This is a genomic window from Clostridium lapidicellarium (genome assembly GCF_041224415.1).
Lineage (GTDB): Bacteria > Bacillota > Clostridia > Clostridiales > Clostridiaceae > Clostridium_B > Clostridium_B lapidicellarium.
This window is the reverse complement of sequence record NZ_JBGFFE010000018.1, coordinates 1-16085: the sequence shown is the minus strand read 5'-3', so window position 1 is coordinate 16085 and position 16085 is coordinate 1. Positions and strand designations below refer to the sequence as shown.

Below are 16085 nucleotides of genomic sequence, written 5' to 3'. Positions count from 1 at the left end.
ATACCTCTATCTCCTCTATATTTCATTTCAAGTATACGTTATTTACTTCATAAAACTAGAAATTTGTGAACTATTGTTTTGCTAAATGATTCATTAATTTGTATACGTTGAACACTAAACTCATCTTTGGGCAATAAATTTTCAATAAATGGAACTGATGGCGCATAAATCCATTTCCCTCCATTATCTAATGATTTTAATATTTTCATATAGGTTTGAGCATATAAAATATCTATACCATCATTTTGTGTAAAATGATGAATAAAATGGTTACTAAATGAAATATTCGAAATAATTGTACCCCATTTTAGTTGGAAGTAATCAAACTCTAGCCAATCAATGCTTCTAAAATATCCAGTATTTTCTTGTAATCTATCTATTCCATATGCCCTCAAGTGATTTTTCCTTAAATACTTGACTAAATTCCCCTGTTCACCACAACCTATATCTAATATTGGCTCTTTCAATGTACAAATATTTATGCCTAGTAACCTTATTTGAAATTTGGAAGAATATTCGGAACACATAAAACTTTTAGCATTTTTATTTGCATTATGATTTATTTTATAAACAACTCGATTTGTTTTTTTTATAAAAGTGCGAATTCTCTTATAATGACGTTCTTCAATTTCTTGTACTGACATATAATCATTAGTTATATCTTGAAACAATGATATATATATTTTTTTAATTTCTAAGTAATCTTTGTCTTTAAAGCTAATATATTGATCTACATTATAAAAGCTTTCAAGAAATCCTTTCAGAAGAGCATTTATAATATACTCTTTGTCACATTCAGATAATTTCTTCCATTTCTGTCCAAAGAATTCTATACTATCTTTAGTATTATTATTAAAATGGAGTTGATTTCCATCGGTACAAAAAATATTCTTCAACGAATTACTTTTTAGTTGTTTTCTGATAATTTCATTTGCCAATTTCATCAATACATCCATATATCTTTTCCTTTCATGTAATTCAAAATATCTTAATAATAAAAATATATATTTAGCTTTTCTAAACACATATATCACTTATATCACTATAAACTTTTGACATTCAGTAGATTTTTATATAAGGCTAATATTTTGCATTATATAATCATTTGACTTACTAAGCAAAAAAAATTATATCATACAAATCAATGAAATCCAATACATACGACTAAACATTGAAAATACTCATATCGTAGGACACCACACTATTCAATTTTCAAAGAGCATCCATATATATTAAATTTATAAATTAATATATATAAATTTAATATAGTGAATTAACTCTTACTTAATGCCCTCTATTTCAGATTTGAATTTATTCACCTAATTCTTTTCTTAAATCTTCTATATAACATAATTGCTGCCTTTTTAGATAAAACCTGCAAACAAATTCATTATAGGATTATTTACTGATACTTCTTCTGTAAATTCAACCTGTGTACCATCATTAACAGAACTAAAAACCCCAATCCAATGACCTTTCATATTTTTGTTAGTCATGTCAAGTTCATATCACTCATATTTTTTGCCTTAAATATGCCCACAGAACACGCTTTAACATATTCTTTAAGGAAAAGACTATCTTCAATAAGATACCATTTCATTTTGTTTTCCGGCAATGTTCCATTAGCCATTTCAATGACAAAGTTGTTTTTATGAATCCCATAAACATCTCTTTCTTAAATATTTGTAGTTTTAATCATAGTGATACGCAATGCCATCACCTAAAATCGAGAATTCTTACAGATAATAAAACATATAAATAGCACTTTTTGATGGGAAAATAACTGATTATACTCTATAAAAAATAATTTCTTCTCGTGCTTGAACTAGTATAGAAATTAAGATTACACTAAAAACAAAGCTAGGAAAAACATAAGAAGTATTGTAAATTATTGCATAAACCCAAACTGCTTGATTTTTTGGTGCTCCTGCACCAAAATAAATCATAGCCGAGATAATATGAATAATGAGCCGAGCAAAACTTCCAACGAAACATCCCAAAGTTATGAATGAAAACATTCTAAATTTATTTTTCTGTTTAGCCGATTTATAGACAGATTTAGCTGTGATTGCTGATAGTCCAACTAATGTAAAAGCTATAGGATAATCTAGCAGTCCTTGAATAGGATTAATTACATACCCAGTTATCAGTTGTAATAGACCAAATACTAAACCAGTACTTAATCCACCCCGCCATCCCCAACGGAAAGACATGATAAATATTGGTACCATTTGAAGTGAAATACTGCCACCTTGTCCCCAGGCTTTGAACGAGAATAAATCTAATATTGAAGCTAGTGCTGAAAATAGTGCCACTTCTACAATGAATAAAACCTTACTTTTTGAACGCATATTTTTTTCCTCCTAAAAAATACAACAAAAAACAATGTCCAATAGCCATAACAGAAAATATGGTTATTGAGCATTGTTCCCTACGCGAGGTTTACCTCACAGGTTCAAAGAGTTTAGATTATCCATCTCAGCTAAAATAGCACCCCTAAAGCTCATATTGTTTTTTGTGTTAGAAGTATTATATCAAAGAATCAAGTTATTTTCAATACACCTTTTTCAGATATTCTCCAATTTGCCCCTGAGTTAATTCAATCTATTCCTTTTTCTTGAATAATTATATTCATAGGCATTTTGTTATCTCAAAACATGGCACTAAATTAGAAATTTATCAACTTAAAAAGTCAAACGCATATCATACCAAACTGCTCCGCCATGTGTTGATTCTGAAATCCCTTCATTTTTAAAACCAAATTTTGCATAGTAGTGCAGCAGTTTTTCTTTGCAGGTAAGCACTAACCCCTTACGTCCTTGCGTCCTGGCATCGGCAATAATCTTATCGATTATTTTTTCTGCACAACCTTGTCTGCGATACTCAGGGATAGTATTTACACCAAAAATCATCTGCCACTGACCATTTTCATCATGTAAACTGGCATCTTCAAACATCTCATCGCATAATTTTGATTCATTTGTCACCATTCCATTTACAAAGCCAACTAGTCTTCCATCATCCTCCAAAAGCCAAAAATGATTAGGATACACAATTAATCTCTTTTTAAAATCGCTTTCTGAAGCAGCTTCCGCTGCCGGGAAGCATATTGACTCAACAGCAGTAATGGCTTGTAGATCTTCAATGGTTGCAAGTCTTATATTCATATTTATTAACCCCTTTATTTATTACAATTACTATTTGTCTACATATTGTTCAAATATTTTTTACTACACATTTAAGTGCTACAGGTAGATTATATCATTTTATACAATATCCTGTACCTTTGAATAGCTTTTTTTACATATATTAAAGATATTAAAAAGCCTTAATCACTGGCAAAACAGCAATTAAAGCTTTTTAGCTTTTTAGTTCTTTAGATATAAAAATAAATTTTTCCGGATTTTATCATTTCCATATACCCAATTATAGAAATAGATGACATACAAAAATCAAATGAGCAGGTAAAATACAAAAAAACAAAATTATATACCATTATAACTTCCATGAAGCAGCCTCCATCTGTATCCCGGTCATATGCCTGTATATTCCATTTCTTCCGGCCAGCTCGCCTGGTGCACCCTGCTCAGCTACAATGCCATCTTTCAATACTATAATTTTGTCAACACCTGCTACCGCTCTCATTCTGTGTGCAATGACAAGTACTGTTTTGTTTTTAATAAGCCTGGATAAGGATTCCTGTATCATAGTTTCATTTTCTACATCCAGAGAAGCTGTGGCTTCATCCAGCAGTATAATAGGTGCATCTTTCAAGAACGCCCTGGCAATGGATATCCTCTGTCGCTCGCCGCCGGAAAGTTCAGAACCATTCTCACCAATTAGAGTATTCCATCTCTGCGGCAGTTTCTCTACAAACTCATTGCAATGGGCCAGCTTTGCAGCCTCTATAACTTCTTCATCTGAAGCATCTTTTCGGCCAATGCGGATATTCTCCATGATGGAATTATTAAATAGGGTAACATCCTGAAAAACAACAGCATATAGAGACATGAGAGTCTCGGGATCGATTTTTGAAATGTCCATACCACCCACAGTAATTTTCCCTCTGCTGATATCCCAGAATCGTAGAGCCAATCTTGATACAGTGGTTTTTCCATCTCCAGAGGGGCCAATCAGTGCAGTAACTTCTCCCTGTCTGGCAGTGAATGATATATCCTTCAGTACAATTTCACTGCCATTATAGGCAAATGCAACATGATTAAATACGATGTCACAACCTCTATTTGTAAGGCTTTTTGCTCCCGTCTGTATTTCATGCTCAAGAATCTCATCCATACGCTGGCACTGGATATCGGCGGAAATAATTGCAGCCAGGTTCTGCAGTGACATTTGCATGGGATCGTATAATCTTGATACTAAAAGTAAAAACATAAAAAAGGTCAAAACATCCAAACTTCCATTCACAAGAAGTATTCCACCAACCAATGCAACCGTGGCAATTCCAAGTTTTAAAACCATCTGTGCAGCTACAACAAAAACAGCAGTTCCAAGTTCTGTAATAATTGCACGCTTTTCAACAGCTTTAATTTTTACATCAAGCTCATTCATATATGCCCTTTCTGCATTGTTTGCCTTAAGATCCCTCAAAGATTCCAGGCATTCCTGGATCCCATCTGCACAATTCATCTTTACCTTCATCTGTTTTTTCCCCAAGCTATGCTGTACTCTCGATGAAAAGAGGACAATTATAAAGGAAACAGGAAGCACCCAAAGTGCTGCAATAGCCATACGCCAGTCAAAGAAAAACAAACTCAGTGCAATGATAAAAGTTGAAATAATAGACCCGACAAGTTCCGGTATCCAGTGAGATGACGCTGCTTCCAATGTGGAACAATCTGCCATAATAGTACTTGTCAAATCCGATAAATCCTTCTTTCCGAAGAAAGAAAGGGGAAGCTTTCGCAATTTCTCAGCAAGTGATATTCTCCTGACACCACTTTCCAGGTATGTTGCAAAAAATGTTGAATTATACTGAAAATATGTTGTTGCAAATATAAGTACAATACACACTGCAGTTCCAAATACATAAAGTGAAATATGACCATCACCAATATTTTTATCCATCAAATCATAAACCAGATAATAAAGAAGACCTACAGGCAATATAAGTACGATATTGGATAATGTACATGCAGCAAATGCCTTTACCATATCTTCTGCGCCTTTTTCAGAAAGGGCATATTTATGCCGCAGTCTTTCAGTCAATCTCATTTTGCACACCAACCTTCCATTTTGCAGCACTGTTATACTCACTCCACATATGTGCATATAATCCATGCCGGCCTATTAATTCAGAATGGCTTCCAAATTCACATATTTCTCCATTTCTCATTACATAAATGCGGTCCGCCCCCATCACGGTGGATAATCTATGTGCTATCATAATTACCGTTTTTCCCTTTGACAAAGCAGAAAATGCAGCCTGAACCTTCGATTCATTGTCGGGATCGGCAAATGCTGTTGCCTCATCAAGTATAAGAATTGGTGCATTTTTTAGCATTGCCCTTGCAATAGAGATGCGCTGCTCTTCTCCACCTGAAAGATAATTTCCATTTGTTCCAATTATGGTGTCTATTCCATCTGAAAGTTTTGCTATAATATCGTCACACCTGGCATCCTTCAAAGCTTTAAGCACTTCTTTCCGTGATGCATCCGGCCTGGCAAGGCGGACATTTTCCAAAATTGACATTTTTAAAAGCCTGCTGTTTTGAAAAACAAAAGAAATACTATTCATCAATTCTTCTTTGGATATATTTTTTACATTCGCCCCGCCTATTGTAATCCTGCCGCTGTCAACATCCCAGAAACGCGGTATCAAACTTGCCAATGTTGTTTTTCCGCCGCCGGATGGACCTACAAAAGCCACGTGCTGCCCGGAGGCAATATGTAGAGAAACATGGTTCAGTACATTTTCCTCCGCACCTTTATAACAAAAGGACACGTCATAAAATACAACTGAATTATCCTGCGGCTGCTTATGTTCTTCACTGTCATGCAATGGTTTCATTTCCATTATGCTGTCAATTCTCTCCATTGCATCCTGAACAATCATAATATTTTCACTGGAGTACATAATCTTGTTCAAGGTAACTGTTATAACAGGTGTGATAATTATATAGAACAGCAGATTCAAAAGGAACTCCCCAGTGACCCCATCCGATGTAAAAAACAAAGCCGCTGATATAAGCACGGCAAAAATAGCATTAATAGCTGTGGTATAAAACATCATCGGCAGGCGCAAATCTTTTGTATAGGAAATTACCCATTTTTGATAATTATCAATTGATTCCTTAAATCGCTTAAAAGAAAAAACAGATTGTCCAAATATTTTTAATACTGATATCCCTCTCACGTATTCAACCGCCTCATTTGACATTTGCTCCAAGGAATTCTGATATTCCTTCATTTTTTGCTTCATTCTGCTTCCAGTCATTACAGACATAATTCCAAAAGCAATCACAACTGGTATCAAGCTTAAAATACCAAGCCGCCAGTCAAATACTAAAAGCATTGCGAGAAGACCGACAGGTGCAGCCATGGCACCTGCACGATCAGGTAATTGATGGGCCAGATAAGTTTCTGTAGCTGCACTCGACTCATTTACAATTCTCCTTATCTTTCCGCTTCCAATATCATTCATAAATCCTAAAGGCAGTGTACTGATATGGTGCATGGCCCTGGATCTTATATTTGCCTGAACCCTAAATGCGGCAATATGAGAGCACAGTAAAGCCGCTACATAAATAAGCATGGACAGTACAGAAAAAATTACGGCCATCCAGCCGTACTGCACCAGGTTGTTGGAATGACTAAAATTAGGAGAAGCCTCCAGAACTTCCTTGATAATCCTCCATATATAAATAAATGGTATCAGCGCCACAAGCGCGCTTGCTGCAGACAATACCCAGGAGGCCATTGTCAGGTATCTGAATTCCCCTGCATATTCAAATAGAGTTGACATGACAGATCTTTTTTCCATTTCAAATTCTCCTTTCCTGTTACACAATTTATTCTAATTTATGATGTTCTCATCTTCTACTCTATTTAGACCCCGATGCTCCATTTAGACATTTTTTCGATATATACTCGGATTCATCCCGATCACCTCTTTAAATGCCTTTGAAAATTTGCTCGCATTGTTATATCCAAGACATGCTGCAATATCATTGATCTCCCTGCCGGTGTTTTTAAGCAGCTCCACTGCCTTCTGCATTTTATATGTCCTTATAAAAGAATATATACTATCTCCGTACATTTCTTTAAATACAAGTTTCATAGTCGTAAGGGGAATTTTGAATTGTGATGACAGTTCATCCAAAGTAATTTTTTCAGAAAGATCTACTGTTAAATATTTTTTTATCTTCTTCACTGTATCCACCTGCTTTTTCGGGTAGTACCGTTTGCTCTGCTTCAATTCTTCTTCTCCCAGACTACTTAAAAAAAGAAGAATTTCCAAAACCTTCACTTTGTAATATCCTTTTCTTATTTTGTCAGACACTGAATACAGTTCAGAAAAAATATGGCGTATACTTTGATTTTCCCTTATTATTAAAAAGCTCTCATTATTTCCGAAAAATTTACTCTTCAATTTTGACAGATCAACTGAAACCTCATCTAAAATACAGGACAAACACTCGGGTACTTTATCAAAATCCAGAGCAACGGTAATTCCATGAAAGTGACTCAATGGAAAATAAGAGCTGTTATTTACACTGAATTTTCGATTTATCGCAAGACTGCCCCTGGAAAGGTATAAATACTCTCCTTTTCTGCTCTCACACTCAATTATCCCTTCCCTGCAGTGATTGATTTCCAAAATATTTTTTGGCGGTTCTACATCAACGCTTACAAATTGTGCATGAACGTCATTATAAATCAGTTCAATACCCGGAAATACCGAATAACTCGTCATAACGACACTACCTGTAGAATTGTGAATTTTATAAATTGCACAGTCTTTATCCTTTTTGATCACACATACCTGACTTCCATATAATTGCTTATCTCTGTCTGTTACATGCACAATACCACCTCACATATCAAGTGATTCTTAGGTTCAGATGAAGTTTGATTATTCGGATGAAATATACCTATAGATTGATAATGAGAATTATTATCAATCTATAGAAATAATAATACCATTCACATCTGAAGCAGTCAATAAAAAAACATCCACTCCGGCTAAACAGCCCTCTATACAACCCACATATAAGGATGTATACTAGAAATATAATCAATTTATTAGAATTAGCTTGCTTGTACTAATCCATATAAATTAAAACAGGAAAAGAGTTTGCAAATGAATAAAATATTAAAATTATGGAATTTGATAAAATTCAAGTTACTGTATTTACTGCTAATTTTATCTGTAATACCCAGGTTATTATATGCAAATAAATTATATCCCGCAGATATTATTTTTATAGTTTTAGTTATAGTACAGTTTATCCTTACATATATGCAATTTAACACCATGAAATACAATAAAAAGAAAGCATTGATTTCCCTTGTATCCTGCATAACATTGAGTGTAATACTCCTGCTTTTAAATTCAAACAACAATTTCATATTACTTTATTATTTTTTCATACTGGATAATGTATTTGAATTTGACAGCCGTAAAACAAGAAAGGCACTCATTTTCTGTCATATGTCAGGATTTATGCTGTATTTGCTGGTTGATAACATTCTAATAAACAAAATCCCCTTCTACACAGATATATCATCTTATGTATTTGGCATTTTTGTATATATTATAGTTTTATTTGTATATATCTGCATTCATGAATACAGATATGAAATGAATAACCTCAAGATGCTGAATTGTTCTTTAATCGACTATTCATTCAAAGAAAGAGAACATCTTATTTTAAACGAGCGAAATAGAATATCCCAGGAGCTGCATGATTCTCTCGGCCATTCACTCATGGCTCTCTCTATGAATGTAAAATACATTAAAGCAATAAAAGACAGGGAAAAAATAAATCATGAAATAAACGAATTGGAATCTCTAATAGGCAAAAGTATTCAAAGTTTACGGGAGACTGTATACAATCTCAGAAAACTCGATGAAAATTTCAGCCTTCATAATCAAATAACATCAATAATCTCCAAATTCAACAAGTTGAATATTATAAAAATAACACTTGATTATGATGACAATGTAGAAAAATCATCAATCACAATAAAAAATATTTTGATTTCAACAATAAAAGAATCTATAACAAATAGTTTAAAACATGGAAATTCAACCAAAATATTTATTTCCATTAAATTGATAAGCAATACTATGAGGCTTATAATTAAAGATAATGGGGATGGCTGTAGCTGCATAATCAAATCAGAGGGGCTTGCCGGAATTGAAAACAGATTTAAAACTTTTAATGGAACCATAAATTTTATAACCTCCCCCAATAAAGGATTTACTATAACAGCTTCAATACCGGAGGTAATTATAGATGATTAAAGTGATGATAGCTGACGATCAGATTATAGTCCGGGAGGGACTTAAAAAGATATTAAGCCTTGACCCCGAAATAGAAATAGTTTGCGAAGCTGAAAACGGCTGTGACGTACTAAAAAATTTAAGCAAATACATTGTAGATGTAATTTTAATGGATGTAAGGATGCCAAAAATGGACGGAATAAAAACATCCTGCATTGTAAAAGCAAGATACCCAAATATCAAAATAATAATTTTGACAACTTTTAACGAAGACGAGTATCTGTTCGACGGAATTAAAAATGGCATAAGCGGTTATATTTTAAAAGACAGTGAGATTGATTACATCATAAAAAGCATAAAAGAAGCTTACAACAACAAAATGATGTTTGATCCCAGTGTAACTCCCAAACTTATATCAGCCCTGACTCCCACAGATGCCAATGATACATCTTTTAAGGATAAAATTTTTGATCTATTGACTAAAAGAGAGACTGAAGTATTAAAACTTGTAATAAAAGGACAAAGCAACAGCCAAATTTCAAATGAACTTTTTATTTCCGAAGGCACAGTAAAAAATTACATATCAAATATTCTAAGAAAATTAAATTTAAAGAGAAGAACTCAGCTGTCAGCTCTTTTCATAAAAAAATGATAGATTATATATATGACTTTAGTCATTGTATATAGTCTATTTTTTTTGCAAATTATTACTTAATTCACCTTCCAATTTTAAGCATAAAATTTATAATGATAATTGTTATTATCATTATATCAGGGAGGATTTTAATAGCATGAATTTATTTGGTTATAGATTTTTTTCAAACATATTTGAGCACAATATCTTCCAGGACATTTTCTGCATATGGTTGACTGCCGAATGTGCAATTTTTGTACTCACTTTCCATAAATCATTTTCTAGAAAAAGCAGCAAAAAATTTAAAGACAAAGGTTCTTTTTTTACAATTGTAATTGGAATTTATGCCTGTATCTATTTTAGTTTTTTATTCAGGAACAAGTTAAATTTAATTTTACCACACCCTTTTTTCTTTATTGGAATAATTTTTATGCTGACTGGAATTATTATAAGATGCTGGGCGGTTTTTACACTGAGAAGGTTTTTCTCACTTTCTGTCATAATAGAGTCCAAACAATCCATTGTAAAAAATGGTCCATATAAATTAATAAGACATCCAGCATATACAGGAACCATACTCACACTTGTGGGAATCTCAATTTCAATTAGATCCATAACATCTATATTAACTGCCCTAGTCATAATCTCAATTGTATATGGATATCGAATAAAAATTGAAGAGAAGACTCTTATAAATTCATTTGGCAATGAATATCTTGATTATATTAAAAATACGTGGAAAATAATACCATTCATATTTTAAAATAAGGAGGTTTATTCCGCATTTTGCCTTTGACACTCATAGTTTTTCCTATTAAGGCGGCAAATAAAATACTTTCCTTTTATCCAAATGCTACCATCTATATATCCAATATACTCCAATGCTTTTTTTACTTCTTCAAAATTTTTGTCAATCACAACATCTATATCAATAATTGGTTTTGACGCTAATCCTTCAACAGATGTGCCCCCTACATGTTCAATTGAATTTATTTTTCCAGACAAAACTGTTAACAATTCATTCTTTATACGTTCAAATTCACTTTTCCATTTTGAATTATAATCTTCCACTACTACGTACTTAGTTCTCATTTCAAATTACCTGATATTCCTTAAATAACTTTTCAATATCGGTGCCATGGAGTTTTTTAAGTACTGCTTTAAGTGCCAATTTTTCGATCAATCTCTGATCCATATCCGTGATCTTTTTTCCATCTCGTAATTGAACAGTGGCCTTCAGCAAATCGCGGACGTCATAGGTACTGCCCCAAACTTCAGGCACACCACGGTCAATTCCAAGTAACGTATAAACAGCTTCCATTCCGGTACGGATCGAATATTCGGTTGTAAAAATGGTGTCACGCATTGTCTCTGCAAACTGTCCAATGAACGCAAAATTCATACTATCCTGCGGCACAACAGCGGGACGGTCTCCCTTACTGCGAGGCATGAAAAAAGCAGTGACATAAGGCATCATACATGGTACTGTGTTAGCACTGTGTTCCGCCATATCCTCGATCTTATTTCTCGGCACTCCCATATGATACAGCCATTCCATGCAGATCTCTTTGCCAGTACACTCACGCATGGCTTTTTTTACATAATTGCCAGGTTTGTCGCTAAACAGTCCATAAATCCATCCCACCAGTTGATCCTCCGGCTGGCTATGAAACTGCGGCTGACGGTTAAATGTCCAACTAAGCAGCCAATTGGAGTTCTTAACAGTTACGATTCCACCAGTAACCACCTTGCCACTGAAAGGATCACGTTTGCAGATCTTACGGATATAAGGTGGAATACGATCATCCAGCGTTGTCACGGTTGCAGACACCCAATTGCTCTGTTCGGGATCATGGCAGAATTTGTCCGGATGGCCGAATGATGGGACATGTGCCGCGATCTTGCGCCACATGTCCCATCCTCCTCCTTTTTTAATCTCTGCATTAAAAGGAGCACGATGATTTTGATCACCGAAGGATGAATTTTCAACACATCCTCCATTAGTGATAAATATCAGATCATCTTCGGTAAGGTCAATATTCTCCTCATTACCATCCTGGATAATCACAATACTTTTTGCCACTTTTTTATCTTTCCGAATATCAAACTCCACATTCACAACTTTGATGCCATAATGAAACTGAACATCATATGATTCCAGATATTTGATCATCGGTAGTATCATTGACTCATACTGATTGTACTTTGTGAAACGGAGTGCTTTGAAATCGGGCAAAGCACCGATATGATGAATGAACCGTTTTATGTAGAACTTCATCTCCAGAGCACTGTGCCAGTTCTCAAAAGCAAACATGGTGCGCCAGTACAGCCAGAAATTTGAATTCAAAACTTCATCGTCAAAAATCTCATTGATTCGTTTATCATACAGATCTTCATCCGGTGTAAAGAAAAGTTTCATAATCTCCATGGCTCCCTTATCAGAAAGACCGAATTTGCCATCAGTATGAGCATCTTCTCCACGATTGGCTGTTGCACGCATCAGAGAGTAGTTGGGATCATGCTTGTTGAGCCAATAGTATTCATCAAGTACACTGACATCATCAGTTTCAATGGAGGGGATGGAACGAAATAGATCCCACATGCACTCAAAGTGGTTATCCATTTCACGACCACCGCGCATTACATACCCTATGTTACTGTACCGGTAGCCGTCACAGGCTCCGCCAGGAATTGGATCTTTTTCAAGAATATGAATTCTTTTGCCACTCATTTGTCCATCACGGACAAGAAAACACGCAGCTGCAAGAGTGGCCAGACCAGATCCAATGATAAAGGCAGATTTGCGTTCAACCCCCTTGGGCTTTTCAGGGTGTGCAAAAGCTTCATAGTTTCCACTAGAATAATACATAATCATACCTCCATATGTGTTATTATTTGAATCTCCTACACTTTTAAGTTTACCCTTTATCAAAAAAATTACTATAATCAACAAAAATTTCATGATAAAACTTTTATCATATCAAACTATTTAAATATTTATTTTATAATTTTAATATTTTCCATAACACAATCTACCCCGTCAGGAAGATTTAAATATCCATTCTTATCTAATTTATATTCTTTCCCATCTATTATAAATTTTGACTTACTTGAATAACCTATCTCATCTTTAAACCAGTTAGTCGTTTTAAAGGCAGCCATTTGTTCTTTTATCTGATATTCTGGATATATCTGACCACCATCTGTCAAATAAAATTTATTGGATTTTCACCATATTTAATTTCAGACCACCCCGGCTTAATTCCAAAATTGTTTAATATCTTTTTATTTTCACTATCACTAGAATCTATATTTGCACAAAGAGCCGTTTTATCATCTGCAAGTTCTGCTATAAGTCTGAATTTCTCGTCTAGCTCACGTTCATCCGATTTGCTGTAACCCACAATTTTTATAATATGTTTGTGTATGCAGGAAGGTACCATCTTCAATTGTAAGCACAACTATTTTACCAGAATCTGTCTTAAATTTATAATAGGAACCCTTACTGATATCAAGTACATTATTATTTGCTGTCAGTTCTTTCAATGGTTTACCATTTGTTTCTGTAGCAGATGAAAGTTCCTTTTGATTTAAACTATACTGTTTTGCCATATTGCTAATGGGAATGCTGTCCGATGCATTGTTAGAATATAATATACTTAATTTTTTGATAGAGGCATCCATTTTAAGCTGCATTAACTCAATTTTCCAATTAGTAAAATTGTTATATGAATTTTTATTAAATAATGGATACATATAATTATTTAATTTAAACATAAATGTTCCTCCCTCTGTAAATTTATTTTTCTATTTATTATAAAGAACGTATAGTTATAAAAATATACTCTATTAAAGAATAAATTTATAAATTACTTAGGTAATACAGGATATACATAATTAAATGTAACTTAAGGCGTAAATTCCATATATTTTGATACATTTCCTTCAAGTTTATACGTCCATAAACTCTTTAAAGGGTTTTTATTTTCATTATTTGAGTACCTATATATAGATATCCATGAATAATCGCTATCTAATTTAATAATTATTTGAGCATTTGATATATCACTAACGTTTGGATAAGTTGAAGAAACAGAATATACTTTAATATAATAATTACCTGACTTTGGAATATTTACATTACTATAACCATACATCCAGATTATAGTATCGTGTTTACCAGATAAATCTTAATGTATATTTGTTATTTATTACTTATATTGTAAGTTGTAAATTACTCGATATAAGTATAAAAAATAAGCGACCATTTGAAATACATCTCAAATGATCGTAATTTATCGTTTGTCATTTTTGTAGAAGGACTGAACACATGGATCCCAGAGCAGGAATTCGAGATAGCTGTATGGTTCCAATCCATTGGCCTTAGCCGTTGTTTTTTATTGATTATTAAAATTATAAAGTTGCATTCCTACCACATTTAAAATTTCTTTTTTGATCTTCTATTTTCTTAAAATATACAGTAAGTACTGTTAAAGACATTGTGATTTATTTATATTTATATATTTATATATTCATGTGCCCATTCAGATAGACTTTCTAAAATTAGAATAAGAGTTTTCCCTGTATAGATAAGAGAATACTCCACTTTAGGCGGTATTTCATTGTATGCAAATCTATTAACAAGTCCATTTTCTTCAAGTGACTTAAGCTGCTGTGTAAGCATTTTTTGTGTTATTTTAGGCATTTTCTTTTTTAATTCTCCAAACCTTAGAGTATTGCTGATCATATTTCCAATTCCAAGAGGAACTATCAAGTAAGGAGCAAGTGCACTTAATGAATATAGTGCTGTAGCTATCCTTATCTGGTACTGACCAAATGCAAATCCCTGGGTAAAGTACATTAGTATAGCATATAATGCAATTACTATTCCCGATATTGCAATCTTTCTTGTACTAAAAACTTTTCTGTTTTCCATTTTCCCCCAATCCAGAGGTAAATACAAAAATAAAATATACAAAGAAAGAAGGAAAGTCTCTTATGGATAATATTATACAGGATTTTTGTGAAAATAGCATTAAAAAATTGTTTACAGTGTTTGGCGAAGTTAAATATCAGAGGACATATTATAGATCTAAAAGTACAGGGAAGCATAAATATCTGTCAGATGAATTCTTAGGAATAAACTCACATGATAGAATAGACATGTCGTTAAAAGCCAGACTCATAGATAAAGCTGTAGATACTGCCTATGGCAGGAGTGGAAAAAAGCTGTTGAATCTGCTGAATTATCTTCTCAAACAGTAATGAATACAATAAGGGAAATAAAAAAATATACCCAACTTGACCAAAAGGGATCTAGCAGAGAAAGAGCAAGATGAAAAAATAAAAGTTAAGTATCTGTATATAGAGGCAGATGAGGGCCATGTATCACTACAGGATGGAGGATATGTTGAACCACGCCTTATATATGTTCATGAAGGCTCTGAATTGATTTCAAAGCACAGAAACAAATTAAAAAATATAAAGTATTTTTCCGGAATATATGCAAATAGTGATGAATTGTGGCTTGAAGTAGTTGATTATATTTATAATAAATATGATATTGAAAGCATAGACAAGATATTTATTTCAGGCGATGGTGCAAGATGGATAAAGGAAGGGTTGGGTTGGATCCCTAAAGGTGTATATTTACTTGATAGATTTCATCTTAGTAAATATATTATGGGAGCAACGGCACAGAACCACAAATACAGACCTGATTTATGGAAGAACATAAATACATGTAACTTGAAAGGATTGAAAAAAACTTTTAAGGATTTGATTTCAGATACTGAAAATGAGAATAAGATCAAAGAGATAAAAGAATGCAGGAAATATATAAATAACAACTGGGAAGGTATTGTTAACTATTATATTATAGGCTGCAGTGCAGAAGGTCATGTAAGCCATATTCTGTTGGATATGCTGAGCAGCAGGCCGCTTGGATGGAGCATAAGAGGAGTAGATCAAATAGCACGACTTAGA

General features: G+C 33.4%; 15 protein-coding genes, 2 pseudogenes and 1 riboswitch. Of the genes and pseudogenes, 4 read left to right on the top strand and 13 right to left on the bottom strand.

The features are described from left to right. Positions 1 to 47: 47 nt before the first annotated feature. From AB8S09_RS11440 to AB8S09_RS11410, 7 genes are all read right to left on the bottom strand, one after another. A complete protein-coding gene (locus AB8S09_RS11440; protein ID WP_294183730.1) occupies positions 48 to 956 on the bottom strand; it encodes a class I SAM-dependent methyltransferase in 909 nt (302 codons plus the stop codon). A gap of 536 nt (positions 957 to 1492) precedes the next feature. Beyond that, entirely contained in the window at positions 1493 to 1630 is a 138-nt protein-coding gene (locus tag AB8S09_RS11435; RefSeq protein WP_294183729.1) for a thiaminase II/PqqC family protein, read from the bottom strand. Between the two features lie 157 nt (positions 1631 to 1787). Beyond that, complete coding sequence (gene thiT / locus AB8S09_RS11430; protein WP_294183727.1) at positions 1788 to 2351, bottom strand: energy-coupled thiamine transporter ThiT; 564 nt, start codon at positions 2349 to 2351, stop codon at positions 1788 to 1790. Positions 2352 to 2409: 58 nt separating this feature from the next. Further along, positions 2410 to 2508, bottom strand: a riboswitch (TPP riboswitch). Between the two features lie 176 nt (positions 2509 to 2684). Further along, complete coding sequence (locus tag AB8S09_RS11425; protein ID WP_179977294.1) at positions 2685 to 3167, bottom strand: GNAT family N-acetyltransferase; 483 nt, start codon at positions 3165 to 3167, stop codon at positions 2685 to 2687. Positions 3168 to 3495: 328 nt separating this feature from the next. Next, on the bottom strand, positions 3496 to 5226 hold the full coding sequence (locus AB8S09_RS11420) for an ABC transporter ATP-binding protein (RefSeq protein WP_369869172.1): 1731 nt from the start codon (positions 5224 to 5226) through the stop codon (positions 3496 to 3498). Next, positions 5219 to 7000 (bottom strand): ABC transporter ATP-binding protein, encoded by a 1782-nt coding sequence (locus AB8S09_RS11415; RefSeq protein WP_369869151.1) that lies wholly within the window; start codon positions 6998 to 7000, stop codon positions 5219 to 5221. The genes AB8S09_RS11420 and AB8S09_RS11415 overlap by 8 nt, the downstream gene beginning before the upstream one ends. A gap of 84 nt (positions 7001 to 7084) precedes the next feature. Continuing rightward, entirely contained in the window at positions 7085 to 8044 is a 960-nt protein-coding gene (locus tag AB8S09_RS11410; RefSeq protein WP_369869150.1) for a helix-turn-helix domain-containing protein, read from the bottom strand. 450 nt (positions 8045 to 8494) lie between these two features. Here AB8S09_RS11410 and AB8S09_RS11405 point away from each other — a divergent pair, with 450 nt between their 5' ends. The 3 genes from AB8S09_RS11405 (at position 8495) to AB8S09_RS11395 (ending at position 10863) form a co-directional block, all read left to right on the top strand. Beyond that, positions 8495 to 9487, top strand: a complete 993-nt coding sequence (locus AB8S09_RS11405; protein WP_294183719.1) for a sensor histidine kinase — start codon at positions 8495 to 8497, stop codon at positions 9485 to 9487. Next, complete coding sequence (locus AB8S09_RS11400) at positions 9480 to 10118, top strand: response regulator (RefSeq protein ID WP_294183717.1); 639 nt, start codon at positions 9480 to 9482, stop codon at positions 10116 to 10118. The genes AB8S09_RS11405 and AB8S09_RS11400 overlap by 8 nt, the downstream gene beginning before the upstream one ends. Positions 10119 to 10257: 139 nt before the next feature. Further along, positions 10258 to 10863, top strand: a complete 606-nt coding sequence (locus AB8S09_RS11395) for a methyltransferase family protein (protein WP_367112696.1) — start codon at positions 10258 to 10260, stop codon at positions 10861 to 10863. 91 nt (positions 10864 to 10954) lie between these two features. Here the strand turns inward: AB8S09_RS11395 and AB8S09_RS11390 are convergent. The 6 genes and pseudogenes from AB8S09_RS11390 to AB8S09_RS11365 form a co-directional block, all read right to left on the bottom strand. After that, a pseudogene (locus AB8S09_RS11390) lies at positions 10955 to 11192 on the bottom strand (GrpB family protein); the annotation flags it as partial. 1 nt (position 11193) lies between these two features. Continuing rightward, the gene (locus AB8S09_RS11385; RefSeq protein WP_294183711.1) at positions 11194 to 12969 is read right to left on the bottom strand and encodes an oleate hydratase; all 1776 of its coding nucleotides are present in this window, start codon (positions 12967 to 12969) and stop codon (positions 11194 to 11196) included. A gap of 128 nt (positions 12970 to 13097) precedes the next feature. Then, on the bottom strand, positions 13098 to 13310 hold the full coding sequence (locus AB8S09_RS11380; RefSeq protein ID WP_294183709.1) for a hypothetical protein: 213 nt from the start codon (positions 13308 to 13310) through the stop codon (positions 13098 to 13100). Then, positions 13307 to 13504, bottom strand: coding sequence for a hypothetical protein (locus AB8S09_RS11375; protein ID WP_294183707.1), 198 nt, complete (start codon positions 13502 to 13504; stop codon positions 13307 to 13309). Before AB8S09_RS11375 ends, AB8S09_RS11380 begins: the two co-directional genes overlap by 4 nt. Then, a complete protein-coding gene (locus AB8S09_RS11370; protein ID WP_294183706.1) occupies positions 13482 to 13877 on the bottom strand; it encodes a hypothetical protein in 396 nt (131 codons plus the stop codon). The genes AB8S09_RS11375 and AB8S09_RS11370 overlap by 23 nt, the downstream gene beginning before the upstream one ends. A 739-nt stretch (positions 13878 to 14616) precedes the next feature. Then, positions 14617 to 15036, bottom strand: coding sequence for a winged helix-turn-helix transcriptional regulator (locus tag AB8S09_RS11365; protein WP_294183704.1), 420 nt, complete (start codon positions 15034 to 15036; stop codon positions 14617 to 14619). 62 nt (positions 15037 to 15098) lie between these two features. Here AB8S09_RS11365 and AB8S09_RS11360 point away from each other — a divergent pair. After that, positions 15099 to 16085 (top strand): annotated as a pseudogene (locus AB8S09_RS11360) (ISLre2 family transposase); the annotation flags it as partial.